21 protein-coding genes are annotated in these 22,058 nt (G+C 55.1%); 9 read left to right on the forward strand and 12 right to left on the reverse strand.

Going from position 1 to position 22,058, the window contains the following annotated elements; genetic code table 11:
- Positions 1 to 53: 53 nt before the first annotated feature.
- Positions 54 to 1,022 (reverse strand): cell division protein ZipA, encoded by a 969-nt coding sequence (zipA, locus tag ACLHV8_RS15845; RefSeq protein WP_028016169.1) that lies wholly within the window; start codon positions 1,020 to 1,022, stop codon positions 54 to 56.
- A 230-nt stretch (positions 1,023 to 1,252) separates the two neighbouring features.
- Between zipA and cysZ the strand changes: the two genes are divergently transcribed.
- From cysZ to crr, 5 genes are all read left to right on the forward strand, one after another.
- Positions 1,253 to 2,014 carry a sulfate transporter CysZ gene (gene cysZ / locus ACLHV8_RS15850; protein WP_028016168.1) on the forward strand — a complete coding sequence of 254 codons (762 nt, stop codon included), beginning with the start codon at positions 1,253 to 1,255 and terminating at the stop codon, positions 2,012 to 2,014.
- Between the two features lie 163 nt (positions 2,015 to 2,177).
- Positions 2,178 to 3,149, forward strand: a complete 972-nt coding sequence (gene cysK, locus ACLHV8_RS15855; protein ID WP_014884739.1) for a cysteine synthase A — start codon at positions 2,178 to 2,180, stop codon at positions 3,147 to 3,149.
- Positions 3,150 to 3,466: 317 nt separating this feature from the next.
- Positions 3,467 to 3,724, forward strand: coding sequence for a phosphocarrier protein Hpr (ptsH, locus tag ACLHV8_RS15860; protein WP_000487600.1), 258 nt, complete (start codon positions 3,467 to 3,469; stop codon positions 3,722 to 3,724).
- Between the two features lie 44 nt (positions 3,725 to 3,768).
- The gene (gene ptsI / locus ACLHV8_RS15865; RefSeq protein ID WP_208594503.1) at positions 3,769 to 5,496 is read left to right on the forward strand and encodes a phosphoenolpyruvate-protein phosphotransferase PtsI; all 1,728 of its coding nucleotides are present in this window, start codon (positions 3,769 to 3,771) and stop codon (positions 5,494 to 5,496) included.
- Positions 5,497 to 5,536: 40 nt separating this feature from the next.
- Entirely contained in the window at positions 5,537 to 6,046 is a 510-nt protein-coding gene (gene crr / locus ACLHV8_RS15870; RefSeq protein ID WP_003861316.1) for a PTS glucose transporter subunit IIA, read from the forward strand.
- A gap of 44 nt (positions 6,047 to 6,090) precedes the next feature.
- On the opposite strand, the gene pdxK is transcribed toward crr, so the two are convergent.
- The 10 genes from pdxK to ACLHV8_RS15920 all read right to left on the reverse strand — a co-directional run bounded on the left by pdxK (position 6,091) and on the right by ACLHV8_RS15920 (position 14,436).
- Positions 6,091 to 6,927, reverse strand: coding sequence for a pyridoxine/pyridoxal/pyridoxamine kinase (pdxK, locus tag ACLHV8_RS15875; protein ID WP_208594502.1), 837 nt, complete (start codon positions 6,925 to 6,927; stop codon positions 6,091 to 6,093).
- A 5-nt stretch (positions 6,928 to 6,932) separates the two neighbouring features.
- Positions 6,933 to 7,844: a cysteine synthase CysM gene (gene cysM, locus ACLHV8_RS15880; RefSeq protein ID WP_128348010.1), complete on the reverse strand. Its 912-nt coding sequence runs from the start codon at positions 7,842 to 7,844 to the stop codon at positions 6,933 to 6,935.
- Between the two features lie 117 nt (positions 7,845 to 7,961).
- On the reverse strand, positions 7,962 to 9,056 hold the full coding sequence (gene cysA / locus ACLHV8_RS15885; RefSeq protein ID WP_028016164.1) for a sulfate/thiosulfate ABC transporter ATP-binding protein CysA: 1,095 nt from the start codon (positions 9,054 to 9,056) through the stop codon (positions 7,962 to 7,964).
- Positions 9,046 to 9,921: a sulfate/thiosulfate ABC transporter permease CysW gene (gene cysW / locus ACLHV8_RS15890; protein ID WP_028016163.1), complete on the reverse strand. Its 876-nt coding sequence runs from the start codon at positions 9,919 to 9,921 to the stop codon at positions 9,046 to 9,048. The genes cysA and cysW overlap by 11 nt, the downstream gene beginning before the upstream one ends.
- On the reverse strand, positions 9,921 to 10,754 hold the full coding sequence (gene cysT, locus ACLHV8_RS15895; RefSeq protein ID WP_028016162.1) for a sulfate/thiosulfate ABC transporter permease CysT: 834 nt from the start codon (positions 10,752 to 10,754) through the stop codon (positions 9,921 to 9,923). Before cysT ends, cysW begins: the two co-directional genes overlap by 1 nt.
- Entirely contained in the window at positions 10,754 to 11,767 is a 1,014-nt protein-coding gene (locus ACLHV8_RS15900) for a sulfate ABC transporter substrate-binding protein (protein WP_028016161.1), read from the reverse strand. The genes cysT and ACLHV8_RS15900 overlap by 1 nt, the downstream gene beginning before the upstream one ends.
- Positions 11,768 to 11,943: 176 nt before the next feature.
- Complete coding sequence (locus tag ACLHV8_RS15905; protein ID WP_028016160.1) at positions 11,944 to 12,843, reverse strand: Dyp-type peroxidase; 900 nt, start codon at positions 12,841 to 12,843, stop codon at positions 11,944 to 11,946.
- 92 nt (positions 12,844 to 12,935) lie between these two features.
- On the reverse strand, positions 12,936 to 13,511 hold the full coding sequence (locus ACLHV8_RS15910) for an RpoE-regulated lipoprotein (RefSeq protein ID WP_208594501.1): 576 nt from the start codon (positions 13,509 to 13,511) through the stop codon (positions 12,936 to 12,938).
- 63 nt (positions 13,512 to 13,574) lie between these two features.
- The gene (locus ACLHV8_RS15915; RefSeq protein WP_028016158.1) at positions 13,575 to 14,024 is read right to left on the reverse strand and encodes a DUF2919 domain-containing protein; all 450 of its coding nucleotides are present in this window, start codon (positions 14,022 to 14,024) and stop codon (positions 13,575 to 13,577) included.
- Positions 14,011 to 14,436, reverse strand: coding sequence for a GNAT family acetyltransferase (locus ACLHV8_RS15920; protein WP_023308738.1), 426 nt, complete (start codon positions 14,434 to 14,436; stop codon positions 14,011 to 14,013). The genes ACLHV8_RS15915 and ACLHV8_RS15920 overlap by 14 nt, the downstream gene beginning before the upstream one ends.
- A gap of 212 nt (positions 14,437 to 14,648) precedes the next feature.
- On the opposite strand from ACLHV8_RS15920, the gene amiA reads away from it, so the two are divergent.
- On the forward strand, positions 14,649 to 15,524 hold the full coding sequence (amiA, locus tag ACLHV8_RS15925; protein ID WP_023308739.1) for an N-acetylmuramoyl-L-alanine amidase AmiA: 876 nt from the start codon (positions 14,649 to 14,651) through the stop codon (positions 15,522 to 15,524).
- Positions 15,524 to 16,423, forward strand: a complete 900-nt coding sequence (hemF, locus tag ACLHV8_RS15930) for an oxygen-dependent coproporphyrinogen oxidase (RefSeq protein ID WP_029739984.1) — start codon at positions 15,524 to 15,526, stop codon at positions 16,421 to 16,423. Before amiA ends, hemF begins: the two co-directional genes overlap by 1 nt.
- A gap of 19 nt (positions 16,424 to 16,442) precedes the next feature.
- Here hemF and maeB read toward each other — a convergent pair whose 3' ends face one another.
- Complete coding sequence (gene maeB / locus ACLHV8_RS15935) at positions 16,443 to 18,722, reverse strand: NADP-dependent oxaloacetate-decarboxylating malate dehydrogenase (RefSeq protein ID WP_114977560.1); 2,280 nt, start codon at positions 18,720 to 18,722, stop codon at positions 16,443 to 16,445.
- A 289-nt stretch (positions 18,723 to 19,011) separates the two neighbouring features.
- Between maeB and tal the strand changes: the two genes are divergently transcribed.
- Positions 19,012 to 19,962, forward strand: coding sequence for a transaldolase (gene tal, locus ACLHV8_RS15940; protein WP_129324032.1), 951 nt, complete (start codon positions 19,012 to 19,014; stop codon positions 19,960 to 19,962).
- 19 nt (positions 19,963 to 19,981) lie between these two features.
- Positions 19,982 to 21,970 (forward strand): transketolase, encoded by a 1,989-nt coding sequence (gene tkt, locus ACLHV8_RS15945; protein ID WP_208594500.1) that lies wholly within the window; start codon positions 19,982 to 19,984, stop codon positions 21,968 to 21,970.
- Positions 21,971 to 22,058: the final 88 nt, after the last annotated feature.

Below are 22,058 nucleotides of genomic sequence, written 5' to 3' on the forward strand. Positions count from 1 at the left end.
GAAAAAACCCCCGACATGCGGGGGTTGAGGAGGAGTCGAAGTAAACGCGACGATTACGCGTTGGCTTCCTTAACTTCGCGGATGCGGTCCTGATACTCGCGCAGCTTCTGCGGGGTCATCATTCGACGCTGATCGTCGAGCACCACACCACCCACTTCATCAGCGATGTGCTGAGCGGATTGCAGCATCAGCTTAAAGTTCTGCAGTTCGTCACCATAGGACGGCACCTGCATAAAGATTGTGACACCCGGCGTCACGAAATCACCGGTCATTTCCGGGTCAAAGGTGCCAGGATTGACCATATTGGCCAGGCTGAACAGCGCCGGGCCGCTACCGTCTGGGCTCAGGTGGCGATGGAAAATATTCATGTCGCCAAACTTGAAGCCTGCCTGCTGAATACTGTTAAGCAGCACGTCACCGTTGAGATGGCTGCCGTGATGTGCGGCAACGTTCATGATGATCACCGCTTCTTTGCGCTGCGGTTTTTCAACAACCGGTTCTGGCTCGACGACGGGCTCTGGCTCAACATGCGGGGCCGGAGCGGGCTGCGGCGCAGGCTGCACATGCACAGGCTGCTGCGGTTGTTGTACCGGTTGCACTGGCTGTTGCACAGGTTGCTGTTGAACCGGCTGAGGTGCAGCAGGCTGCTGATGGACAGGCTGTTGCGGCGGCTGGCGCACCGGCTCTTCCACAGGCTGCGGCGCTGGCTGGCGCGGCTGTGCGGAAGCATACGGCGGTTGATACTGGTGCTGCGCAGTACGGGTCGCTTCATGCTCCCCATGAGCCGCGCCGGGGGCAGTATTGACCCGATGAACACGAACTTCACCCACGCCGTCGTCGTCGCTTCCATCGATGTCATCTTCACTGTCATCGTCGTCACGACTGGACTTCATGCGCTTCAGTGGGCGATCGCGAAACATCGAGGAACGCTCTTTACGGCTGGTCCAGAAACCATGTACCAGTAAAGCGATTATGGCGATCGCGCCAACAATGATTAATATCAGACGCAAATCCTGCATCATTATATTCTCTGTTGTTCTAACACCTTGCCACCACGGCAAACATTTACTCACTAAGAGTATTTGCCGTTTACGTCAAGTGCAAGTGTGTGCAGAGCATTCACAGCATAAAGATGAAGGAAATCGTGCTTTTTGCTGGTTTTTCGAACATTTCCTAACTGGTCATTGGTCCGTAAGTGGATAATATAGGCGGGCAATTCCACTGGTTGTGAAAAAAGGAGTACAGCCTGGTTATGGTTTCAACATCTTCTTCCCCCCCTCGCAGCGGCGTCTGGTATTTTTCTCAGGGCTGGAAACTGGTCTCATTGCCGGGTATTCGACGCTTCGTCATCCTGCCTCTGTTGATCAACATTATTCTGATGGGCGGTGCGTTCTGGTGGCTGTTCACAAAGCTGGAAAGCTGGATCCCCTCGCTGATGAGCCATGTTCCTGAGTGGCTGCAGTGGCTGAACTACCTGCTCTGGCCGGTTGTGGTCATCTCGGTACTGCTGGTATTCGGTTACTTCTTTTCAACGATCGCGAACTGGATAGCCGCGCCCTTTAACGGCCTGCTGGCGGAACAGCTGGAGGCACGGCTTACCGGCGCAACGCCACCGGACACAGGCGTGCTGGGGATCATGAAAGACATTCCACGCATCATGAAGCGCGAGTGGCAGAAATTTGCCTGGTACCTGCCCCGTGCGGTTGTACTGCTTATCCTCTATTTCGTGCCCGGTATCGGTCAAACGGTGGCTCCGGTGCTGTGGTTCCTGTTTAGCGCATGGATGCTGGCGATCCAGTACTGCGACTATCCGTTCGATAACCACAAAGTACCGTTTAAAGCGATGCGCACGGCCCTGCGCACCCAGAAGGTTGCCAATATGCAATTTGGCGCACTGACCAGCCTGTTCACGATGATTCCGTTCCTCAATCTTTTCATCATGCCCGTTGCGGTGTGTGGCGCGACGGCAATGTGGGTTGACTGCTACCGTGCTAAGCACGCGTTATGGAAGTAATGCAAAAATGTGTAAACAAGGGGTGGCTTATGCCGCCCCTTATTCCATACTGATCCCCATTATTTCCTTGCAGTATATAGATATGCGAATTCCTTACTTCCCCCTACCTGCTCAACAGGTATGCTGGGACGGTATCCCAATTTCATACAGTTAAGGACAGGCCATGAGTAAGATTTATGAAGACAACTCGCTGACTATCGGTCATACGCCCCTGGTTCGACTGAACCGTATCGGTAATGGACGCATTCTGGCGAAGGTCGAATCACGTAACCCGAGCTTCAGCGTAAAATGCCGTATTGGTGCAAACATGATTTGGGATGCTGAAAAACGTGGCGTACTGAAACCAGGCGTTGAGCTGGTGGAACCAACCAGCGGCAACACCGGTATTGCCCTGGCCTATGTTGCTGCAGCGCGTGGCTACAAACTGACGCTGACCATGCCAGAAACCATGAGTATCGAACGTCGCAAGCTGCTCAAAGCGCTGGGGGCAAACCTGGTACTGACCGAAGGCGCGAAAGGCATGAAAGGTGCCATTCAGAAAGCCGAAGAGATTGTTGCCAGCGATCCGGCGAAATATCTGCTGCTGCAGCAGTTCAGCAACCCGGCAAACCCGGAAATTCATGAAAAAACCACCGGCCCGGAAATCTGGGAAGATACCGACGGTCAGGTTGACGTGTTTATCTCCGGCGTGGGTACCGGCGGTACGCTGACTGGTGTGTCACGCTATATTAAAGGCACGAAAGGTAAAAAAGATCTGATTACTGTTGCCGTTGAACCGACCGACTCACCGGTTATCACTCAGGCACTGGCAGGTGAAGAGCTCAAGCCAGGCCCACATAAAATTCAGGGCATTGGTGCCGGCTTCATTCCAGGTAACCTGGACCTGAAGCTGATCGATAAAGTGGTCACCATCACTAACGAAGAAGCCATCTCTACCGCGCGTCGTTTGATGGATGAAGAAGGCATTCTGGCGGGTATCTCTTCCGGTGCGGCTGTTGCGGCAGCGCTCAAACTTCAGGAAGACGAAGCCTTTACCAATAAGAATATTGTGGTTATCCTTCCATCCTCGGGTGAGCGTTACTTAAGCACTGCACTGTTTGCCGATCTCTTCACTGAGAAAGAACTGCAACAGTGATGCCAGCATGTTAAAAACGCGTAAAAAAGCACCTTTTCGGGTGCTTTTTTGTGGCCTGCTTCAAAGTTTTACCCCTCCTGGCATTGATTCACCCCGTTGGGTCTGGTATTTAAACCAGCAATTATTTTGATGCGTGAAATTAATCAGTGAATGAAATAGCCTTGCTGAATCGATTTTATGATTTGGTTCAAGTCTTGCTTTCGCTGCATAATGTTTAATGACGATCGAAACGTCAGCGCTAACAATACAGGCTAAAGTTCAGTCGCCAGGCTAGACTTTAGTTCCACAACACTAAACCTATAAGTTGGGGAAATACAATGTTCCAGCAAGAAGTTACCATTACCGCTCCGAACGGTCTGCACACCCGCCCTGCTGCTCAGTTTGTTAAAGAAGCGAAAGGCTTCACTTCTGAAATCACTGTGACTTCCAACGGCAAAAGCGCTAGCGCAAAAAGCCTGTTCAAACTGCAGACTCTGGGCCTGACTCAGGGCACTGTTGTCACCATCTCTGCAGAAGGTGAAGACGAGCAGAAAGCAGTTGAGCATCTGGTAAAACTGATGGCTGAGCTCGAGTAAGTTTCCGGGTTCTTTTAAATATCAGTCACAAGTAAGGTAGGGTTATGATTTCAGGCATTTTAGCATCCCCGGGTATCGCTTTCGGCAAAGCACTGCTGCTGAAAGAAGACGAGATCGTCATTGACCGGAAAAAAATTTCTGCCGACAAGGTTGATCAGGAAGTTGAACGTTTTCTGAGCGGTCGTGCCAAGGCATCTGCGCAACTGGAAGCAATCAAAACTAAAGCTGGCGAAACTTTCGGTGAAGAAAAAGAAGCCATCTTCGAAGGGCACATCATGCTGCTCGAAGATGAGGAGCTGGAGCAGGAAATCATAGCCCTGATTAAAGATAAAGGCATGACAGCCGATGCGGCTGCACATGAAGTTATCGAAGGTCAGGCGACTGCCCTGGAAGAACTGGATGACGAATACCTGAAAGAGCGTGCGGCTGACGTACGTGACATCGGTAAGCGCCTGCTGCGCAACATCCTGGGTCTGGCCATCATCGATCTGAGCGCAATTCAGGATGAAGTTATTCTGGTTGCTGCCGACCTGACCCCGTCAGAAACCGCTCAGTTGAACCTGAAAAAGGTTCTCGGTTTCATCACCGACGCAGGCGGCCGTACTTCCCACACCTCAATCATGGCGCGTTCTCTGGAACTGCCAGCCATCGTGGGCACCGGTAGCGTCACCTCTCAGGTGAATAACGGCGACTATCTGATTCTGGATGCCGTAAACAATCTGGTTTACGTCAACCCAACGAATGAAGAGATCGAAAAACTGCGCGCGGTTCAGGAGCAAGTTGCGACTGAAAAAGCGGAACTCGCTAAGCTGAAAGACCTGCCAGCAATCACCCTGGACGGTCATCAGGTAGAAGTGTGCGCAAACATCGGTACCGTACGTGACGTGGATGGCGCTGAGCGCAACGGTGCGGAAGGTGTCGGTCTCTATCGTACAGAATTCCTGTTCATGGACCGTGACGCGCTGCCTACTGAAGAAGAGCAGTTTGCTGCATACAAAGCCGTGGCTGAAGCCTGTGGCTCTCAGGCGGTTATCGTCCGTACCATGGACATCGGTGGCGACAAAGAGCTGCCGTACATGAACTTCCCGAAAGAAGAGAACCCGTTCCTGGGCTGGCGTGCAGTACGTATCGCGATGGATCGTAAAGAGATCCTGCGCGATCAGGTACGTGCTATCCTGCGTGCGTCTGCTTTCGGTAAACTGCGCATCATGTTCCCGATGATCATCTCTGTTGAAGAAGTGCGTGCACTGAAGAAAGAGATCGAAATCTACAAACAGGAATTGCGTGACGAAGGTAAAGCATTTGACGAGTCAATCGAGATCGGCGTGATGGTGGAAACACCGGCTGCGGCGACAATTGCGCGTCATTTAGCCAAAGAAGTTGATTTCTTTAGTATCGGTACCAATGATTTAACGCAGTACACCCTGGCAGTTGACCGTGGTAATGATATGATTTCACATCTCTACCAGCCAATGTCACCGTCCGTACTGACGCTTATTAAGCAAGTTATTGATGCTTCTCATGCAGAAGGTAAATGGACTGGCATGTGTGGTGAGCTTGCAGGCGACGAACGTGCTACACTTCTGTTGCTGGGTATGGGTCTGGACGAATTCTCTATGAGCGCCATTTCCATCCCGCGCATTAAGAAGATTATCCGTAACACGAACTTCGAAGATGCGAAGGTGTTAGCAGAGCAGGCTCTTGCTCAACCGACAACGGACGAGTTAATGACGCTGGTTAACAAGTTCATTGAAGAAAAAACAATCTGCTAATCCACGAGATGCGGCCCAATTTACTGCTTAGGAGAAGATCATGGGTTTGTTCGATAAACTGAAATCTCTGGTTTCTGATGATAAGAAAGACTCCGGAACTATTGAGATTGTTGCTCCGCTCTCCGGCGAGATCGTCAACATCGAAGACGTGCCGGATGTAGTGTTTGCTGAGAAAATCGTTGGTGATGGCATTGCTATCAAACCAACTGGCAACAAAATGGTTGCTCCAGTTGACGGCACCATCGGTAAAATTTTTGAAACCAACCATGCGTTCTCTATCGAATCTGATAGCGGTATCGAACTGTTCGTTCACTTCGGTATCGACACCGTTGAACTGAAAGGCGAAGGCTTCAAACGTATCGCGGAAGAAGGCCAGCGTGTTAAAGTTGGCGACCCAGTGATTGAATTCGATCTGCCACTGCTGGAAGAAAAAGCCAAGTCTACCCTGACTCCGGTTGTTATCTCCAACATGGACGAAATCAAAGAACTGATCAAACTGTCTGGCAGCGTCACCGTGGGTGAAACCCCGGTTATCCGCATCAAGAAGTAATTCTTGCCGCACAGAAAAATGGCGCCTTCGGGCGCCATTTTTGTTTATGCGGGCAGGATAAGCTCGTCGTAACCTTTCGACTGCGTGTAAATCATCACATCCGTCACCCGATCGCCGGCCATGCGAATGGCATCGGCAACGGTTTTGCCCTCAACAATTCCGCTTACCAGCTCTGAACAAAACAGATCGCCCGTCCCTTTCAGGTCCGTTTCAACACGCGGGTGTGCGCTGACGGTCACGCCTTCCTTCGTCACCAGCACCACGTGAATGTTTTGCGGGTCGTCAGCGACCGGCGCACTGGTAATCGCCACCCATTTCAGGCTGTCGGAGAGCAACCCCTGTGCCGCCGCGATGGCGCTTTCTGGCGTACGGCACGGCTTGCCGCTTAACACTTCCAGCTCATAGACGTTTGGTGTAATCCCCTGCGCCAGCGGCAGCAGGTGTTCCCGATACGCTTGCGGGATCTCGGGCTTCACGTACATCCCGCTGTCGATATCGCCGATGACCGGGTCGACCAGCACCAGCAGGTCCGGGTGCCGTACTTTGATGACCCTGAGCCATTGTCCGAGCAATTTAATCTGGCTGGCGCTACCCATATAGCCGGTAGTCACCGCCTTCAGCTCACGCAGGATCTCACGCTCTTCCAGCGCTTTCAGATAACCGCTGAACCACTCATCCGGGATCACGCCGCCGTAGAAGGTGTCATAGTGTGGCGTGTTGCTAAACAGCACCGTCGGTACGGCGGTGACGTTCAGCCTGTGGGTACGAATATTTGGCACCGCAATACTGTTCCCCACGCTGCCGTACACCACCTGCGACTGCACCGCGACAATATCGGTTTGTTGCGCCCGGGTGTTATCCCGGAAAAGAATCATCTCCATGATGCTTAAATCCCTGCCCCCTGCGAATAACTCTCTTCACCAAAGACGCCGGTAGACAGATAACGATCGCCGCGATCGCAGATTATTGCCACGACCACTGCACCCGGGTTTGCCTTTGCAACCCGAATCGCACCCGCTACCGCGCCGCCCGAACTGACGCCACAGAAGATACCTTCACGGACGGCCAGCTCGCGCATGGTATTTTCCGCCTCGCGCTGATGAATATCCAGCACCTGGTCCACAAGCTGCGCATTAAAGATCCCGGGCATGTATTCCGCAGGCCAGCGGCGAATGCCCGGAATGCTGCTCCCCTCTTCCGGCTGCAGACCAACGATAGTGACGGCTTTTTCCTGCTCGCGCAGAAAACGCGATACGCCGGTAATGGTGCCCGTGGTGCCCATGCTGGAGACAAAATGGGTGATCCGTCCTTCAGTTTGCTGCCAGATTTCCGGGCCGGTGGTGGTGTAGTGCGCGTACGGGTTATCCGGGTTGTTGAACTGATCGAGCAACTTGCCTTCACCGCGTTCAGCCATCTCCAGCGCTAAGTCACGCGCCCCTTCCATCCCCTGCTCTTTGGTCACCAGAATCAGTTCCGCACCGTAAGCTCGCATGGCGGCGCGGCGCTCCTGACTCATATTGTCCGGCATCAGCAGCTTCATGCGGTAGCCTTTCAGCGCCGCAATCATTGCCAGCGCGATACCGGTGTTGCCGCTGGTTGCCTCAATCAGCACGTCACCGGGCTTAATTTCTCCGCGTTTTTCGGCCTGGACAATCATCGACAGCGCCGCGCGGTCTTTCACCGATCCCGCCGGGTTATTGCCTTCGAGTTTGACCCAGATTTCGCTGCCGTTGGCACACCCCATACGCTGAAGCTTGACCAGAGGGGTGTTGCCGATGGTGTGTTCGAGTGTATTCACGATTTTTACTCAATAAAAAAGCCGGGGGCGCGCAGCGATCCCGGCCTACAAGACACAGTGATAACTGTAGGCCCGGTCAGCACAGCGCCACCGGGCGATAAACATCCTACTAACCTATCAGGCTGACTCCGCCAGAGCAATATCCTCGCGCGTCTCAATACGTTCCTTCCCGTGATAAATACGCGCATGCTGCAGACCGACAAACAGGCGTTCTCCCCGGTGCGGTGGCTCCTCATCGCGCATGACCACGGTCAGCGGCTCGGTATACCAGCCCAGCGGTTGTACCACCAGTTGGGTGTAGTGCCCTTTAGGGCTCGCTTCCAGCACCTGCACCGGCAGCGGTGAGTCAAGGCTGGTGCGACGGCTCACATCCACTTCCCACGGACGCAGGAACAGGTCGACCGGCCCCTGATGCGCAGAGGTATATCCCAGCGGCCAGCGGTGCGCGCCCACGTGGAACTGACCGCCGCGAATGGTACCCTGAAGACGGTTTACCTCGCCCATAAACTCCAGCACGAAGCGGGTCGCCGGTTCACGCCAGAGCTGCTCCGGCTCGTCAACCTGCTCAATATTACCCTGGCTCATGACCACCACACGGTCCGCGACTTCCATCGCCTCTTCCTGATCGTGGGTCACGAAGACGCTGGTAAATTTAAGCTCTTCATGAAGCTGACGCAGCCAGCGACGCAGCTCTTTTCGCACCTGCGCATCCAGCGCACCGAACGGCTCATCCAACAGAAGAATTTGCGGCTCAACGGCCAGCGCACGTGCCAGTGCAACGCGCTGCTTCTGACCACCGGACAGCTGGGCCGGGAAACGGTCCGCAAGATGGGCCAACTGCACCATCTCCAGCAGTTTGGTCACTTTCGCTTTAATGGTTGCCGCATCCGGGCGCTCGCGACGCGGCAGCACGGTCAGGCCAAATGCGATGTTATCGAATACGGTCATGTGGCGGAACAACGCGTAGTGCTGGAATACAAACCCCACCTTACGGTCGCGGGCGTGCAGGCGGCTCACGTCGGTACCGTGGAAGCGGATATGCCCGCTGGTCTGATGCTCAAGCCCGGCGATAATACGCAGCAGTGTCGTTTTACCTGAGCCAGACGGCCCCAGCAGCGCCACCATTTGTCCGGAAGGGATATCCAGCGAGATATCATTCAGCACCTGGGTGCGACCAAAAGACTTCTTAATATTGGCAATCTCAATGCTCATGATTTCCCTCCTGATGCTGACGTTTTTCCTGATTTTCTAAACGCCACTGCACCACACTCTTCAAAAACAGGGTCAAAATAGCCATCAGCGTCAGCAACGCTGCGGCAGTAAACGAACCGATGGTGTTGTAATCCTGCTGCAGCAGCTCAATCTGTAGCGGCAGCGACAGCGTTTCACCGCGAATAGAACCGGAGACGACGGAAACGGCGCCGAACTCACCAATCGCACGGGCGTTGGTCAGCACCACGCCGTAAAGCAGCGCCCAGCGGATATTCGGTAGCGTCACGCGACGGAACATCTGCCAGCCTGACGCGCCCAGCAGCACCGCCGCTTCGTCTTCGTTACTCCCCTGACTCAACATCACCGGCACCAGTTCACGCACCACAAACGGACAGGTCACGAAGATGGTGACCAGCACCATGCCCGGCCAGGCGAACATGATCTGCAGGTTATGCTCATCCAGCCAGCCGCCCAGCGGGCCGTTGGAGCCGTAAAAGAGCAGGTACACCAGACCCGCCACCACCGGCGACACAGCGAAAGGAATATCCAGCAGGGTCAGCAGCAGCTGACGTCCCGGGAAGTTAAAGCGCGTCACCAGCCACGCCAGCAGGGTACCGAACACGAGGTTCACCGGCACGGTGATCAGGGCAATCAGCACGGTCAGCCAGATGGCGTGCAGCATATCCGGGTTCGCCAGGTTTTCCAGTGCGGGCATCAGGCCCTTACTGAACGCCTGAACGAAAATATAAATCGTCGGCACGACGAGAATGAGGGCGGAAACCAGCACCCCCGCCCCAATCAGAAACCATTTACCCCAGTTGATGCGGGGTGCATCGTATCGCTTCAATTGCGTAACTTCCGCCATCAGTGACCTACCACACGTCGACCAAAGCGACTTTGCAGAGTGTTAATCGAGTACAGCAGCAGCAGCGAGGCCGCCAGGATCACCGAGGCAATAGCGCTCGCCGCCGGATAATCAAACTCCTGCAAACGGATGAAAATCATCAGCGAGGTGACTTCTGTTTTCCAGGCAATGTTCCCGGCGATAAAAATCACCGCGCCGAACTCACCGAGGCTGCGGGTAAACGACAGCGCGACACCCGCCATCAGCGCCGGAGACAGCTCCGGCAGAACCACCTTGCGGAAGCTCTGCCAGCGCGTGGCGCCCAGCGTTTCCGCCGCTTCTTCGTATTCCGGACCTAACTCTTCCAGCACCGGCTGCACGGTACGCACCACAAACGGGATGCTGGTAAAGGCCATCGCCACTGCGATACCGAGCCAGGTGTAGGTCACTTTGATGTCAAATTTCGCCAGCCACTCGCCGTACAGCCCGTTCACGGAGAAGAGCGACGCGAGGGTTAAGCCCGCCACCGCCGTCGGCAGCGCAAACGGTAAATCCATTAACGCGTCGAGCAACGTACGGCCCGGAAAACGGTAGCGGGTTAAGATCCACGCCATCAGCAGGCCAAACACGCCGTTAAAAATGGAGGCGACAAATGCCGACAGCAACGTCACTTTATAGGCCGCTACCACTTGCGGGTTGGTGACCACGTCCCAGTACTGCGCCCAGCTCATCTGAGCAAGCTGCATTACCAGCGCGCTGAGCGGTAACAGCAAAATCAGACAGACGAACAGCAGGCTGGTCCCGAGGCTTAAGGTAAAGCCAGGCAGCACACGTCTGGAGGAAACTGCAAACATTACTTACGCCCCGCCGCCAGCAATTTATCTAACTCACCGCCGCTGGCAAAATGCGTTTTCATCACATCAGGCCAGGAGCCGAAATGGTCTTCCACGCGGAACAGTTCGGTCTGCGGGAATTTATCTTTCAGTTTGTTCATCACATCCGGGTTATTCACGCGGTAGTAATAATCGGTAATGACGGTCTGCGCCTGAGGGCTGTACAGATAGTTGAGATAGGCTTTTGCCGCTTTCTCGGTACCGTTCGCCTGCACGTTTTTATCCACCCATGCGACCGGGAACTCGGCCAGGATGTTGGTTTTCGGGATAACGACCTCGAAGCCCTGCGCTTCATACTGTTTACGGATGTTATTCACTTCCGATTCAAAGCTGATCAGCACATCGCCGAGACCACGTTCTGCGAAGGTCGTGGTCGCTCCGCGACCGCCGGTATCAAACACTTCGACGTTTTTCAGGAACTGGGTCATGAACTGCTCGGTTTTCGCTTTATCGTTACCGTCAGCCTTGTCCGCTGCACCCCACGCCGCCAGATAGGTGTAACGCGCATTGCCGGAGGTTTTCGGGTTTGGGAAAATCAGCTTCACGTCAGAACGCACCAGGTCGCTCCAGTCGTGAATATTTTTCGGGTTGCCCTTGCGCACCAGGAAGCCCATGGTGGAGTAGAACGGCGAGCTGTTGTTCGGCAAACGGCTCTGCCAGTCCGCCGGGATCAGCTTGCCCTTGTCGTGCAGGATCTGCACGTCAGTCACCTGGTTGTAGGTCACCACATCCGCTTTCAGCCCCTGGAGGATCGCCAGCGCCTGCTTGGACGAACCGGCGTGAGACTGCTTGATGGTCAGCTTATCGCCATTGTTTTCTTTCGCCCACTGCTGTTCAAACGGTGGATTAAGGGCGGCAAACAGCTCGCGTGAGACGTCATACGAACTGTTTAACAGTTCAGTCGCCTGCGCCTGTGCCACCAGCAGTAAACCTGCCAGCGCCAGAGTTCCTTTTTTCAGTACAGTAACGGCCATTGCGCACCCTTATAAATGTGATGACTATCTTATAGTCATAATATTTATAACGAGGACGAAAGGAGTAACGGTTTTATATACCGTTTGGTGATTTAGAAGCAGAAAAGGGAATAAGGGTGCGGGAGAAATTGCCGGGTGGCGCTAACGCTTACCCGGCCTACGCGTGGAGAGCGGTTTTACAGCGCCAGCAGACGCTCAACGGACGGCGCGAAGTAGTAGCCGCCGGTCACCGGTTTGGTGAAACGCAGCATGGCGTCACGCTTGCCGTCGGTATCACCAAACATGCTCAGCAGCTGCTGCTCAATATTATGCAGGCGCGCGCAGTACGCGCAGAAATAAAGGCCGTGTGTGCCGCTTGCCGTGCCATACGGCAGGCTCTGGCGAACAATCTTCAGGCCTTTGCCATCTTCTTTGAGGTCAACGCGGGTCAGATGAGAGGTAGCAGGACGCTCGTCGCCGTCAATCTCTTCGTTGGCTTCTTTGGTACGGCCGATCATCATCTCCTGGTCGTGCACGCTCATGCGGTTAAGCTGCTTGAGGTTGTGCTCCCAGCGCTGGACGAACACATAGCTGCCGCCCGCGTCCACACCGTCTTTGATCACCGCGACGTCACGACGCGTCTCTTCACCTGCCGGGTTTTCAGTACCGTCGACAAAACCGCTCAGATCGCGCTCTTCCACCCAACGGAAGCCATGAACTTCTTCCTGTACCTCAATGCTGTCGCCAAACGCCGCGACCGCCGCCTGGGCAACCGAGAAATTCACATCATGACGTAAAGAGAGAATGTGGATCAGCACGTCGTATTGTGTCGCTGGCGCAAGACCTTTGCCGTAAGGGATAAAGTCCTTCAGCTCCTCAGCCCCTTCGCCACCGCTCAACTGACGCCAGACGTTGTTGCCAAAGGCGACAACGGCACCGAGGTGAGCATCCGGGAATTTGGCCTGGAAGGTAGTCAGTTTATCGACGAATACTTTACTGGCCGCACGCAGGGCATCCACGTCCCCTTTAACATTGGCTTCAATCCAAATCGCCGCGCGGCAGTGTTCTGGCAAAATGCCACTCTGAACCTGAGACATCGCTCCTCCTGAAATAAAGATGCCACGTCAGCGTGGCATTGATGGCGGCTATTATACCCTGAATTCAGCGAGGCGGTTTGTTCCGGCGCAAATTACTGCTTCCAGATAATTTTGCTCACTTTCCAGTTCTTCAGCGTGTCGTCAGACGGCATCAATCCTTCCGGACCGCTCCAGGTTCCAGTGAAGACGTAACTGATGTGCTGGCTACCCTCAGCTTTACATTCCACAGCCACGCCATCGTCAGAAGAGGCGTTTGCACAGTTGCCGAAGGCCTGTTTATAGAGATCGCTAAACGGTGTACCGACCTTCACCCCACTTGCCGTGGGAATCGCGTCATCCAGCACCGCAATGCGGTTCACCGTGCCTTTATCACCGTTAATCACCAGCGCCAGCTTGTCGCCCTTCAGCGCTTCGTAATAGCGAACAATATTGCCATTCTCCGTTTTCATGCCGCTGCGCAGGCGGTAATCGCTGCTGAGCGCATCCTGAATAGCATTTTGGTCCAGCGCCGTTGCGGCGGTAATTTTTCCTACGCCCTGCTCGGTCACTTCCGTTGATGAGCCAAACCAGTTCCACGGATACGCAGCGGACCAGTTAATGGATGAGAGCGTTGAACACCCGGTTAACGCCAGCGGGAGAGCGCATAAAAGTAAACGCAGCGATTTCATTGAAACGTCCTTACTTGTTAAATCAACGCTTGTTGGAGTGCGACATCGGCAAAAAGTGCCGTATTAATCATCCTGATGCGTAAAACAGGCGCGAAGACGCGGGTTGGTCAGCAGCCACAGCAGCGCCACAATATCGGCAACCACCAGCGCAACGCCGATACCCGTAAGCGGTTCACCGTACCACCAGAGTACCGGTTGCCAGCAGAGCAGCACGATCTGGGCAAAGATCAATAGCCAGCGAAGCGCGCGCCACAAACGAGGGAGCGTATGCCGTCGTCCGCTGCACAAAAAAGCCACTACCGCTGGTACGCCCGGCAATAAGCCAAGCCAGAACGCATCGTGATCGGGGTAAAAAAGGTTTAGCAGCGTGTCGCCCTGCCCGCGCGACGCGCCGGCCATCACAAACAGCACCCAGGTGCGGGCCTGGAGCAGCAGAACGCACCAGAATAAAAAGGGCAGCCTGACGCGGCCCTGCGCGTCATAATCTGCCGGATGGATCTCAGTACTCTTCATCTTCGATCAGACGTTTTCCTAAACTCAAGACGTCAGAATGCTCATAGCCCAGACGCTCATACATGCCCAGTACGACGTCGTTATCTTCCCGCACCATGATCTGAATTTTCGGGCAACCGCGGGCAATGAGCTTTTTCTCAAGACGATTAAGCAATGCATTGGCGATGCCACGACCACGGTACTCAGGGTGCACGCCCAGATAATAGGCCGACCCGCGATGACCGTCGTAACCGCCCATTACCGTCCCCACCACCTCGCCGTTCACTTCCGCGACCAGAAACAGACTGACATCGTGATTCACCTTCCGCTCGATATCCATTTCCGGATCGTTCCACGGACGCAGCAGATCGCAGCGTTCCCAAAGGGTGATCACCTCTTCGAAATCTTCCTGGCGAAAAACGCGTATCTCCATGGTATTAACCGCCTTTTCGGGTTTAAAAACAGTGATTATGGCGTGAACCTCTCGTTTAGCCAATAACCGGGGAAAATCTCACCAAAATTTGGCATAATGTCACTTTGTCACGTATTGAAATGAAAAGTAAAACAATTGCCAATAAGGACTGTCGTAACGCTAATCACGATACGATATAACACCAGGACTCCAATTTTTACAATTCAGGCCGCATGAGCACATTCAAACCATTAAAAGCACTCACATCGCGTCGTCAGGTTCTCAAAGCGGGGCTGGCGGCCTTAACGTTAACGGGCATCGCAAAGCAGGCTCAGGCAAAAGACGAGAGCACGCTCAAAACCAGTAACGGACACAGTAAACCGAAAACCAAAAAGCCGGGCGCGAAGCGTCTGGTGATGCTTGATCCGGGCCATGGCGGGATTGATACCGGCGCCATCGGCAAAAACGGTTCGAAAGAAAAACACGTCGTGCTCGCGATTGCAAAAAATGTGCGCGCGATTTTACGCAGTAACGGCATTGACGCACGCCTGACGCGTTCCGGTGACACCTTCATTCCTCTGTATGACCGCGTGGAGATCGCCCATCAGCACGGTGCGGATCTGTTTATGTCGATTCACGCCGACGGCTTTACCAACCCTTCTGCGGCAGGTGCCTCGGTGTTTGCGCTTTCCAACCGTGGTGCCAGTAGCGCCATGGCGAAATATCTCTCCGATCGCGAAAACCGGGCAGATGAAGTCGCCGGAAAGAAAGCCACCGATAAAGACCACCTGCTACAGCAGGTGCTGTTCGACCTCGTGCAGACGGATACGATCAAAAACAGCCTGACGCTCGGCTCACATATTCTGAAGAAGATTAAGCCGGTGCATCGTCTGCACAGTAAAGGCACCGAGCAGGCGGCGTTCGTGGTGCTGAAATCACCGTCCATCCCGTCCGTGCTGGTGGAGACCTCCTTCATTACCAACCCGGAAGAAGAGCGACTCCTCGGTACCACGGCGTTTCGTCAGAAGATCGCCAACGCCATCGCCTCCGGCATTATTAGCTACTTCAACTGGTTTGATAACCAAAAAGCGCACTCCAGGAAACGTTGATGAAACCCGATGCTCAACTGGTCAAAACCTTCCTGCTACAGCTGCAGGATGAGATTTGCCAGAAACTGGCCGCCGCAGACGGCGGTGAATTTCAGGAAGATAACTGGCAGCGCGAGGCCGGTGGCGGTGGGCGCAGTCGGGTGCTGCGTAACGGCGGCATCTTTGAACAGGCGGGCGTCAATTTCTCCCACGTTCACGGCGACGCGATGCCCGCATCTGCGACCGCGCACCGTCCTGAACTGGCAGGCCGCAGTTTTGAAGCGATGGGCGTCTCGCTGGTGGTGCATCCACACAACCCGTTTGTGCCCACCAGCCACGCCAACGTGCGCTTTTTCATTGCGGAAAAACCAGGGGCCGATCCGGTCTGGTGGTTTGGCGGCGGTTTCGACCTCACGCCCTACTACGGCTTCGAAGAGGACGCCGTGCACTGGCACACCACCGCGCGAGACCTTTGTCTGCCGTTTGGCGAAGACGTCTACCCGAAATTTAAAAAGTGGTGCGATGACTACTTTTATCTGAAGCACCGCGACGAGCAGCGCGGCATCGGCGGGCTGTTCTTTGACGATCTCAACACCCCTGATTTTGATACCGCGTTCAGCTTTATGCGCGCCGTGGGCGAAGGCTATACCGACGCCTATCTGCCGATTGTCGAGCGCCGTAAAAATACCGACTATGGCGTGCGCGAACGCGAGTTCCAGCTCTATCGTCGCGGGCGCTACGTGGAATTCAACCTGGTGTGGGATCGCGGGACGCTGTTCGGCCTGCAGACCGGCGGGCGCACGGAGTCGATTCTGATGTCGATGCCGCCGCTGGTGCGCTGGGAGTACTGCTACGAACCAAAAGAAGGCAGCCCGGAGGCTGCCTTGCGTGAGTTTATTCAGGTTCGGGACTGGGTGTAACTGCCGGATGGCGCTGCGATTAAAGAGGCTGCGTCTGCGCCTCAACCACCGCCAGCGCCACCATATTCACGATACGACGCACGGAGGCAATCGGTGTTAACACATGCACCGGTTTCGCCACCCCCATCAGTACTGGCCCTACGGTCACACCTTCAGAACTGGAGACGCGCAGCAGGTTATAGCTGATACGCGCCGCTTCCACGTTCGGCATAATCAATATGTTCGCCGATCCTTTCAGCGGACTGTCCGGCATACGTTCGTTACGGATGCTCTCCACCAGCGCGGCATCGCCGTGCATTTCCCCGTCAATCATCAGCTCCGGTGCACGCTCGCGCACCAGCTCCAGCGTCTGACGCATTTTGCAGGCCGCCGCAGATTTGGACGAACCAAAGTTAGAGTGCGACAGCAGTGCCACCTTCGGCTCAATACCAAAGCGACGCACGGTTTCCGCCGCCATCACGGTGATTTCCGCCAGTTCGTCCGGGGTTGGGTCATCGTTAACGTAAGTATCGGCAATAAAGGTGTTGCCGCTTGGCAGCAGCAGCGCGTTCATCGCCCCGGCGGTATGAACGCCATCGCGATAGCCGAAGATCTCCTGCACCACGCTGAAGTGTTCGTGGTAGTCACCAACGGTACCGCAGATCAACGCATCGGCTTCACCACGATGGACCATGATCGCGCCGATCACCGTCGTGTTGCTGATCACCGCTTTCTGCGCCTGTTCCTGGGTGATCCCGCGACGTTTCATGATCGCGTAGTATTCGCTCCAGTACTCTTTGAAGCGCGGATCGGATTCGTTGTTAACGATCTCGAAGTCGACGCCCGGCTTAATCTGCAGACCCAGCTTCTGGATGCGCATCTCGATAACGCTCGGACGACCAATCAGGATCGGCTTCGCCAGACCTAAGGTGATCAGCTCCTGGGTGGCGTGCAGCACGCGAGCCTCTTCCCCTTCCGCCAGCACCACGCGCTTCGCGTCGGCGCGCGCCTGAGAGAAGATCGGCTTCATGAACAGGTTGGTTTTATAGACAAACTCGGTGAGCTTATCGACGTAGGCGTCGAAGTCCTGAATCGGGCGCGTCGCCACGCCGGAGTCCATCGCCGCTTTAGCTACCGCTGGGGCAATCTTAACAATCAGACGCGGGTCAAATGGTTTTGGAATGATGTAATCCGGGCCAAAGCTCAGATCCTGGTCGCCATAGGCGGAGGCAACCACTTCACTTTGCTCGGCGTGCGCCAGCTCCGCGATAGCGTGAACCGCGGCAAGCTTCATCTCTTCGTTGATTGCCGTCGCGCCAACGTCCAGCGCGCCACGGAAAATGAACGGGAAGCAGAGCACGTTGTTCACCTGATTAGGGTAGTCGGAACGACCAGTACAGATGATGGCATCTTCACGCACCGCTTTCGCCAGCGGCGGCAGAATTTCCGGCTCCGGGTTAGCCAGCGCGAGAATCATTGGCGCGCGCGCCATCTTCTTCACCATCTCCTGGGTCAGCACTTTCGGGCCTGAACAGCCGAGGAAGATATCCGCGCCATCAATGACGTCCTCAAGCGTGCGTTTACCGTCGTCTTCAACCGCATATGCCGCTTTGGTTTCCGCCATGTTTGGCTCGCGGCCTTTATAGATAACGCCTTTGGAATCACAGACCACAATGTTGTGCTTCTGCATACCCAGCGCCACCAGCAGGTTCATACAGGCGATGGCCGCAGCTCCCGCACCGGAAACTACCATGCGCACGTCAGAGAGATTTTTCTCCACCACGCGCAAACCGTTCAGAATCGCAGCGGTACTGATAATCGCAGTACCGTGCTGGTCATCATGGAACACGGGAATGTTCATACGCTCGCGCAGCTTCTGCTCGATATAGAAACATTCCGGCGCTTTGATGTCTTCCAGGTTGATACCGCCGAAGGTCGGCTCCAGCGCAGCCACCACGTTGATGAATTTATCGGGATCGAGTTCATCCACCTCGATATCAAACACGTCGATACCGGCGAATTTCTTGAACAGAACACCCTTCCCTTCCATCACGGGTTTACCCGCCAGCGCACCAATGTTGCCAAGACCTAATACCGCCGTGCCGTTAGAGATCACGGCAACAAGGTTGCCACGCGCGGTATATTTGTAGGCCGCCAGCGGATCTTTTTCGATTTCCAGACACGGTGCAGCAACGCCCGGCGAATAGGCCAGCGCCAGATCGCGCTGCGTTGCCAGTGGCTTCGTGGGGGAAACCTGGATTTTACCCGGGACAGGGAACTCGTGAAAATCGAGGGCACTCTGTTTTAACTGCTCATCCATCTTCTTTTTCCTTTCACGTATCGGTCAAAAGGGTGACGTAAGCGATCCTGTTGCACACCCTGGTGTGCCGCCTAGTATCGCCGCAGGCCGCCACATAAACTTTGAAGGCTGCCAAACTCTCACCATCACACATTAAAAATTGTTATCAATTTATAACAGCCATGTTACCCGTCTCAAAAGCAATGCCGCCCCCGTCTGCTATGCTTTTTTGTTAAGTCCATCATGATTTTTCCAGAAGTGTGAACTAACGCACTCATCTAACTCTTTTATTTTCAAGGAGTAATTATTTATGAATCAGTTAGACGGCATCAAACAATTCACCACCGTGGTCGCAGACAGCGGCGATATCGAGTCGATTCGCCACTATCAGCCGGAGGATGCGACCACCAACCCTTCGCTACTGCTTAAAGCCGCCGGGCTTGCGCATTTTAGTCATCTGATTGATGACGCCATTGCCTACGGTAAACAGCGCGGGAAAACCCAGGAGCAGCAGGTCACCGAAGCCAGCGACAAGCTGGCCGTTAATTTTGGTGCAGAAATTCTTAAAAGCATCCCCGGACGCGTCTCGACCGAAGTCGACGCCCGCCTCTCTTTCGATAAAGAAAAGAGTATTCACAAGGCTCGCCGTCTGGTTGAACTCTACCAGGAACAGGGGATCGATAAATCTCGCATCCTGATCAAACTGGCGTCGACGTGGGAAGGTATTCGTGCGGCGGAAGTGCTGGAAAAAGAGGGTATCCACTGCAACCTGACGCTGCTGTTCTCGTTTGCTCAGGCACGCGCCTGTGCCGAAGCGGGGGTGTTCCTCGTCTCGCCATTTGTCGGACGCATCTACGACTGGTATCAGGCAAAACAGCCGATGGATCCGTACGTGGTCGATGAGGATCCGGGCGTGAAATCGGTTCGTAATATCTATGATTACTTTAAACAGCACCGCTACGACACTATCGTGATGGGTGCCAGCTTCCGCCGTACCGAGCAGATCCTCGCCCTGGCAGGCTGCGACCGCCTGACCATTTCCCCTAATCTGCTCAAAGAGCTGCAGGACAAAGAAGAGACGGTGATCCGCAAGCTGGTGCCCACCTCTACCGTCTTGCCAAAACCGAAAGCCATGACCGAAGCCGAGTTCCGCTGGGAACATAATCAGGACGCCATGGCCGTAGAAAAACTGGCGGAAGGTATCCGCCTGTTCGCCGTCGATCAGCGCAAACTTGAAGACCTTCTCGCCGCCAAACTTTAACCTTGCCACGGAGTGAACTATGTCCCGTAAAGAGCTAGCCAATGCCATTCGCGCCCTCAGCATGGATGCCGTGCAGAAAGCCAATTCCGGCCACCCTGGCGCGCCTATGGGCATGGCTGATATTGCCGAAGTATTGTGGAACGACTTCCTGAAGCACAACCCCAACGACCCCACCTGGTACGATCGCGACCGTTTTATTCTCTCCAACGGCCACGCCTCAATGCTGCTCTACAGCCTGCTGCACCTCTCCGGCTACGATCTGCCGCTTGAGGAGCTGAAAAACTTCCGCCAACTGCACTCCAAAACGCCGGGGCACCCGGAGATTGGCTATACGCCAGGGGTGGAGACCACCACCGGACCGCTCGGTCAGGGGCTGGCGAATGCAGTCGGGCTGGCGATTGCCGAGCGTACGCTGGGCGCGCAGTTTAATCAGCCGGGGCATGACATCGTTGACCATTACACCTACGTGTTTATGGGTGACGGCTGCCTGATGGAGGGGATTTCCCACGAGGTCTGCTCCCTGGCGGGCACGCTGGGGCTCGGCAAGCTGATTGGCTTCTACGATCACAACGGCATCTCCATCGACGGGGAAACCAAAGGCTGGTTCACCGACGACACGGCGAAACGCTTCGAAGCCTACCACTGGCACGTGGTACATGAGATCGACGGGCACGATCCTGAGGCAGTGAAAAAAGCGATTCAGGAAGCGCAGAGCGTGAAGGACAAACCGTCGCTGATTATCTGCCGCACGGTTATCGGCTTCGGCTCGCCAAACAAAGCAGGTAAAGAGGAGGCGCACGGCGCGGCGCTGGGTGAAGAGGAAGTGGCGTTAACCCGACAAAAACTGGGCTGGAAATACCCGCCGTTCGAAATCCCAAAAGAGATCTACAAAGCATGGGATGCCCGAGAAACCGGTGAAAAGGCACAGCAGTCCTGGAACGAGAAGTTCTCCGCTTACAAAAAAGCGCACCCGGACCTGGCCGCCGAGTTTTCCCGCCGCATGAGCGGCGGTCTGCCGGAAGACTGGGACGATAAAACCCAGGCGCTGATTGAAAACCTGCAGGCTAACCCGGCGAAAATCGCCACCCGTAAGGCGTCTCAAAATACGCTCAATGCCATTGGGCCTATCCTGCCCGAACTGCTCGGTGGTTCAGCGGACCTGGCACCCAGTAACCTGACGATCTGGTCTGGCTCGAAATCACTGAAAGAGGACATCGCCGGGAACTACATTCACTACGGCGTGCGCGAATTCGGAATGACCGCCATTGCCAACGGCATCGCCCATCACGGCGGCTTCGTGCCCTACACCGCCACCTTCCTGATGTTTGTCGAGTATGCCCGTAACGCGGCGCGCATGGCGGCCCTCATGAAGGCGCGACAGATTATGGTCTATACCCATGACTCAATTGGTCTGGGAGAAGACGGACCAACGCACCAGGCGGTGGAACAACTGGCAAGCCTGCGCTTAACGCCGAACTTCAGCACCTGGCGTCCGTGCGATCAGGTGGAAGCGGCGGTCGGCTGGAAGCTGGCAGTGGAACGTCATACTGGCCCGACAGCGCTGATCCTGTCACGCCAGAACCTGGCGCAAATTGAGCGTACCCCGGAGCAGGTGAAAAACATCGCCCGCGGCGGCTACATCCTGAAAGACAGCGGCGGTAAACCGGACGTGATCCTGATTGCGACCGGTTCAGAGGTGGAAATCACGGTGAAAGCCGCCGAGAAGCTGACCGCCGAAGGTCATGCGGTGCGCGTGGTTTCATTGCCATCAACGGATATCTTTGACGCCCAGGATGAAGCGTACCGGGAAGCGGTTCTGCCATCAAACGTTGCGGCTCGCGTAGCGGTAGAGGCGGGTATTGCAGACTACTGGTACAAATACGTGGGACTGAAGGGGGCAATTGTCGGGATGCACGGATACGGTGAATCGGCGCCTGCCGATAAGCTGTTCCCGTATTTCGGCTTTACCGTTGAGAACGTGGTTGAGAAGGCGTTGAGCGTGATCTAGTGCGGCCTGCGTGCCCGGTGGCGCTACGCTTACCGGGCCTACATGGTCCGAAACATAGGCCGGGTAAAGCATAGCCGCCACCCGGCTT

This window comes from Enterobacter sp. CPE_E863 (assembly GCF_046521465.1).
GTDB classification, from domain to species: domain Bacteria; phylum Pseudomonadota; class Gammaproteobacteria; order Enterobacterales; family Enterobacteriaceae; genus Enterobacter; species Enterobacter adelaidei.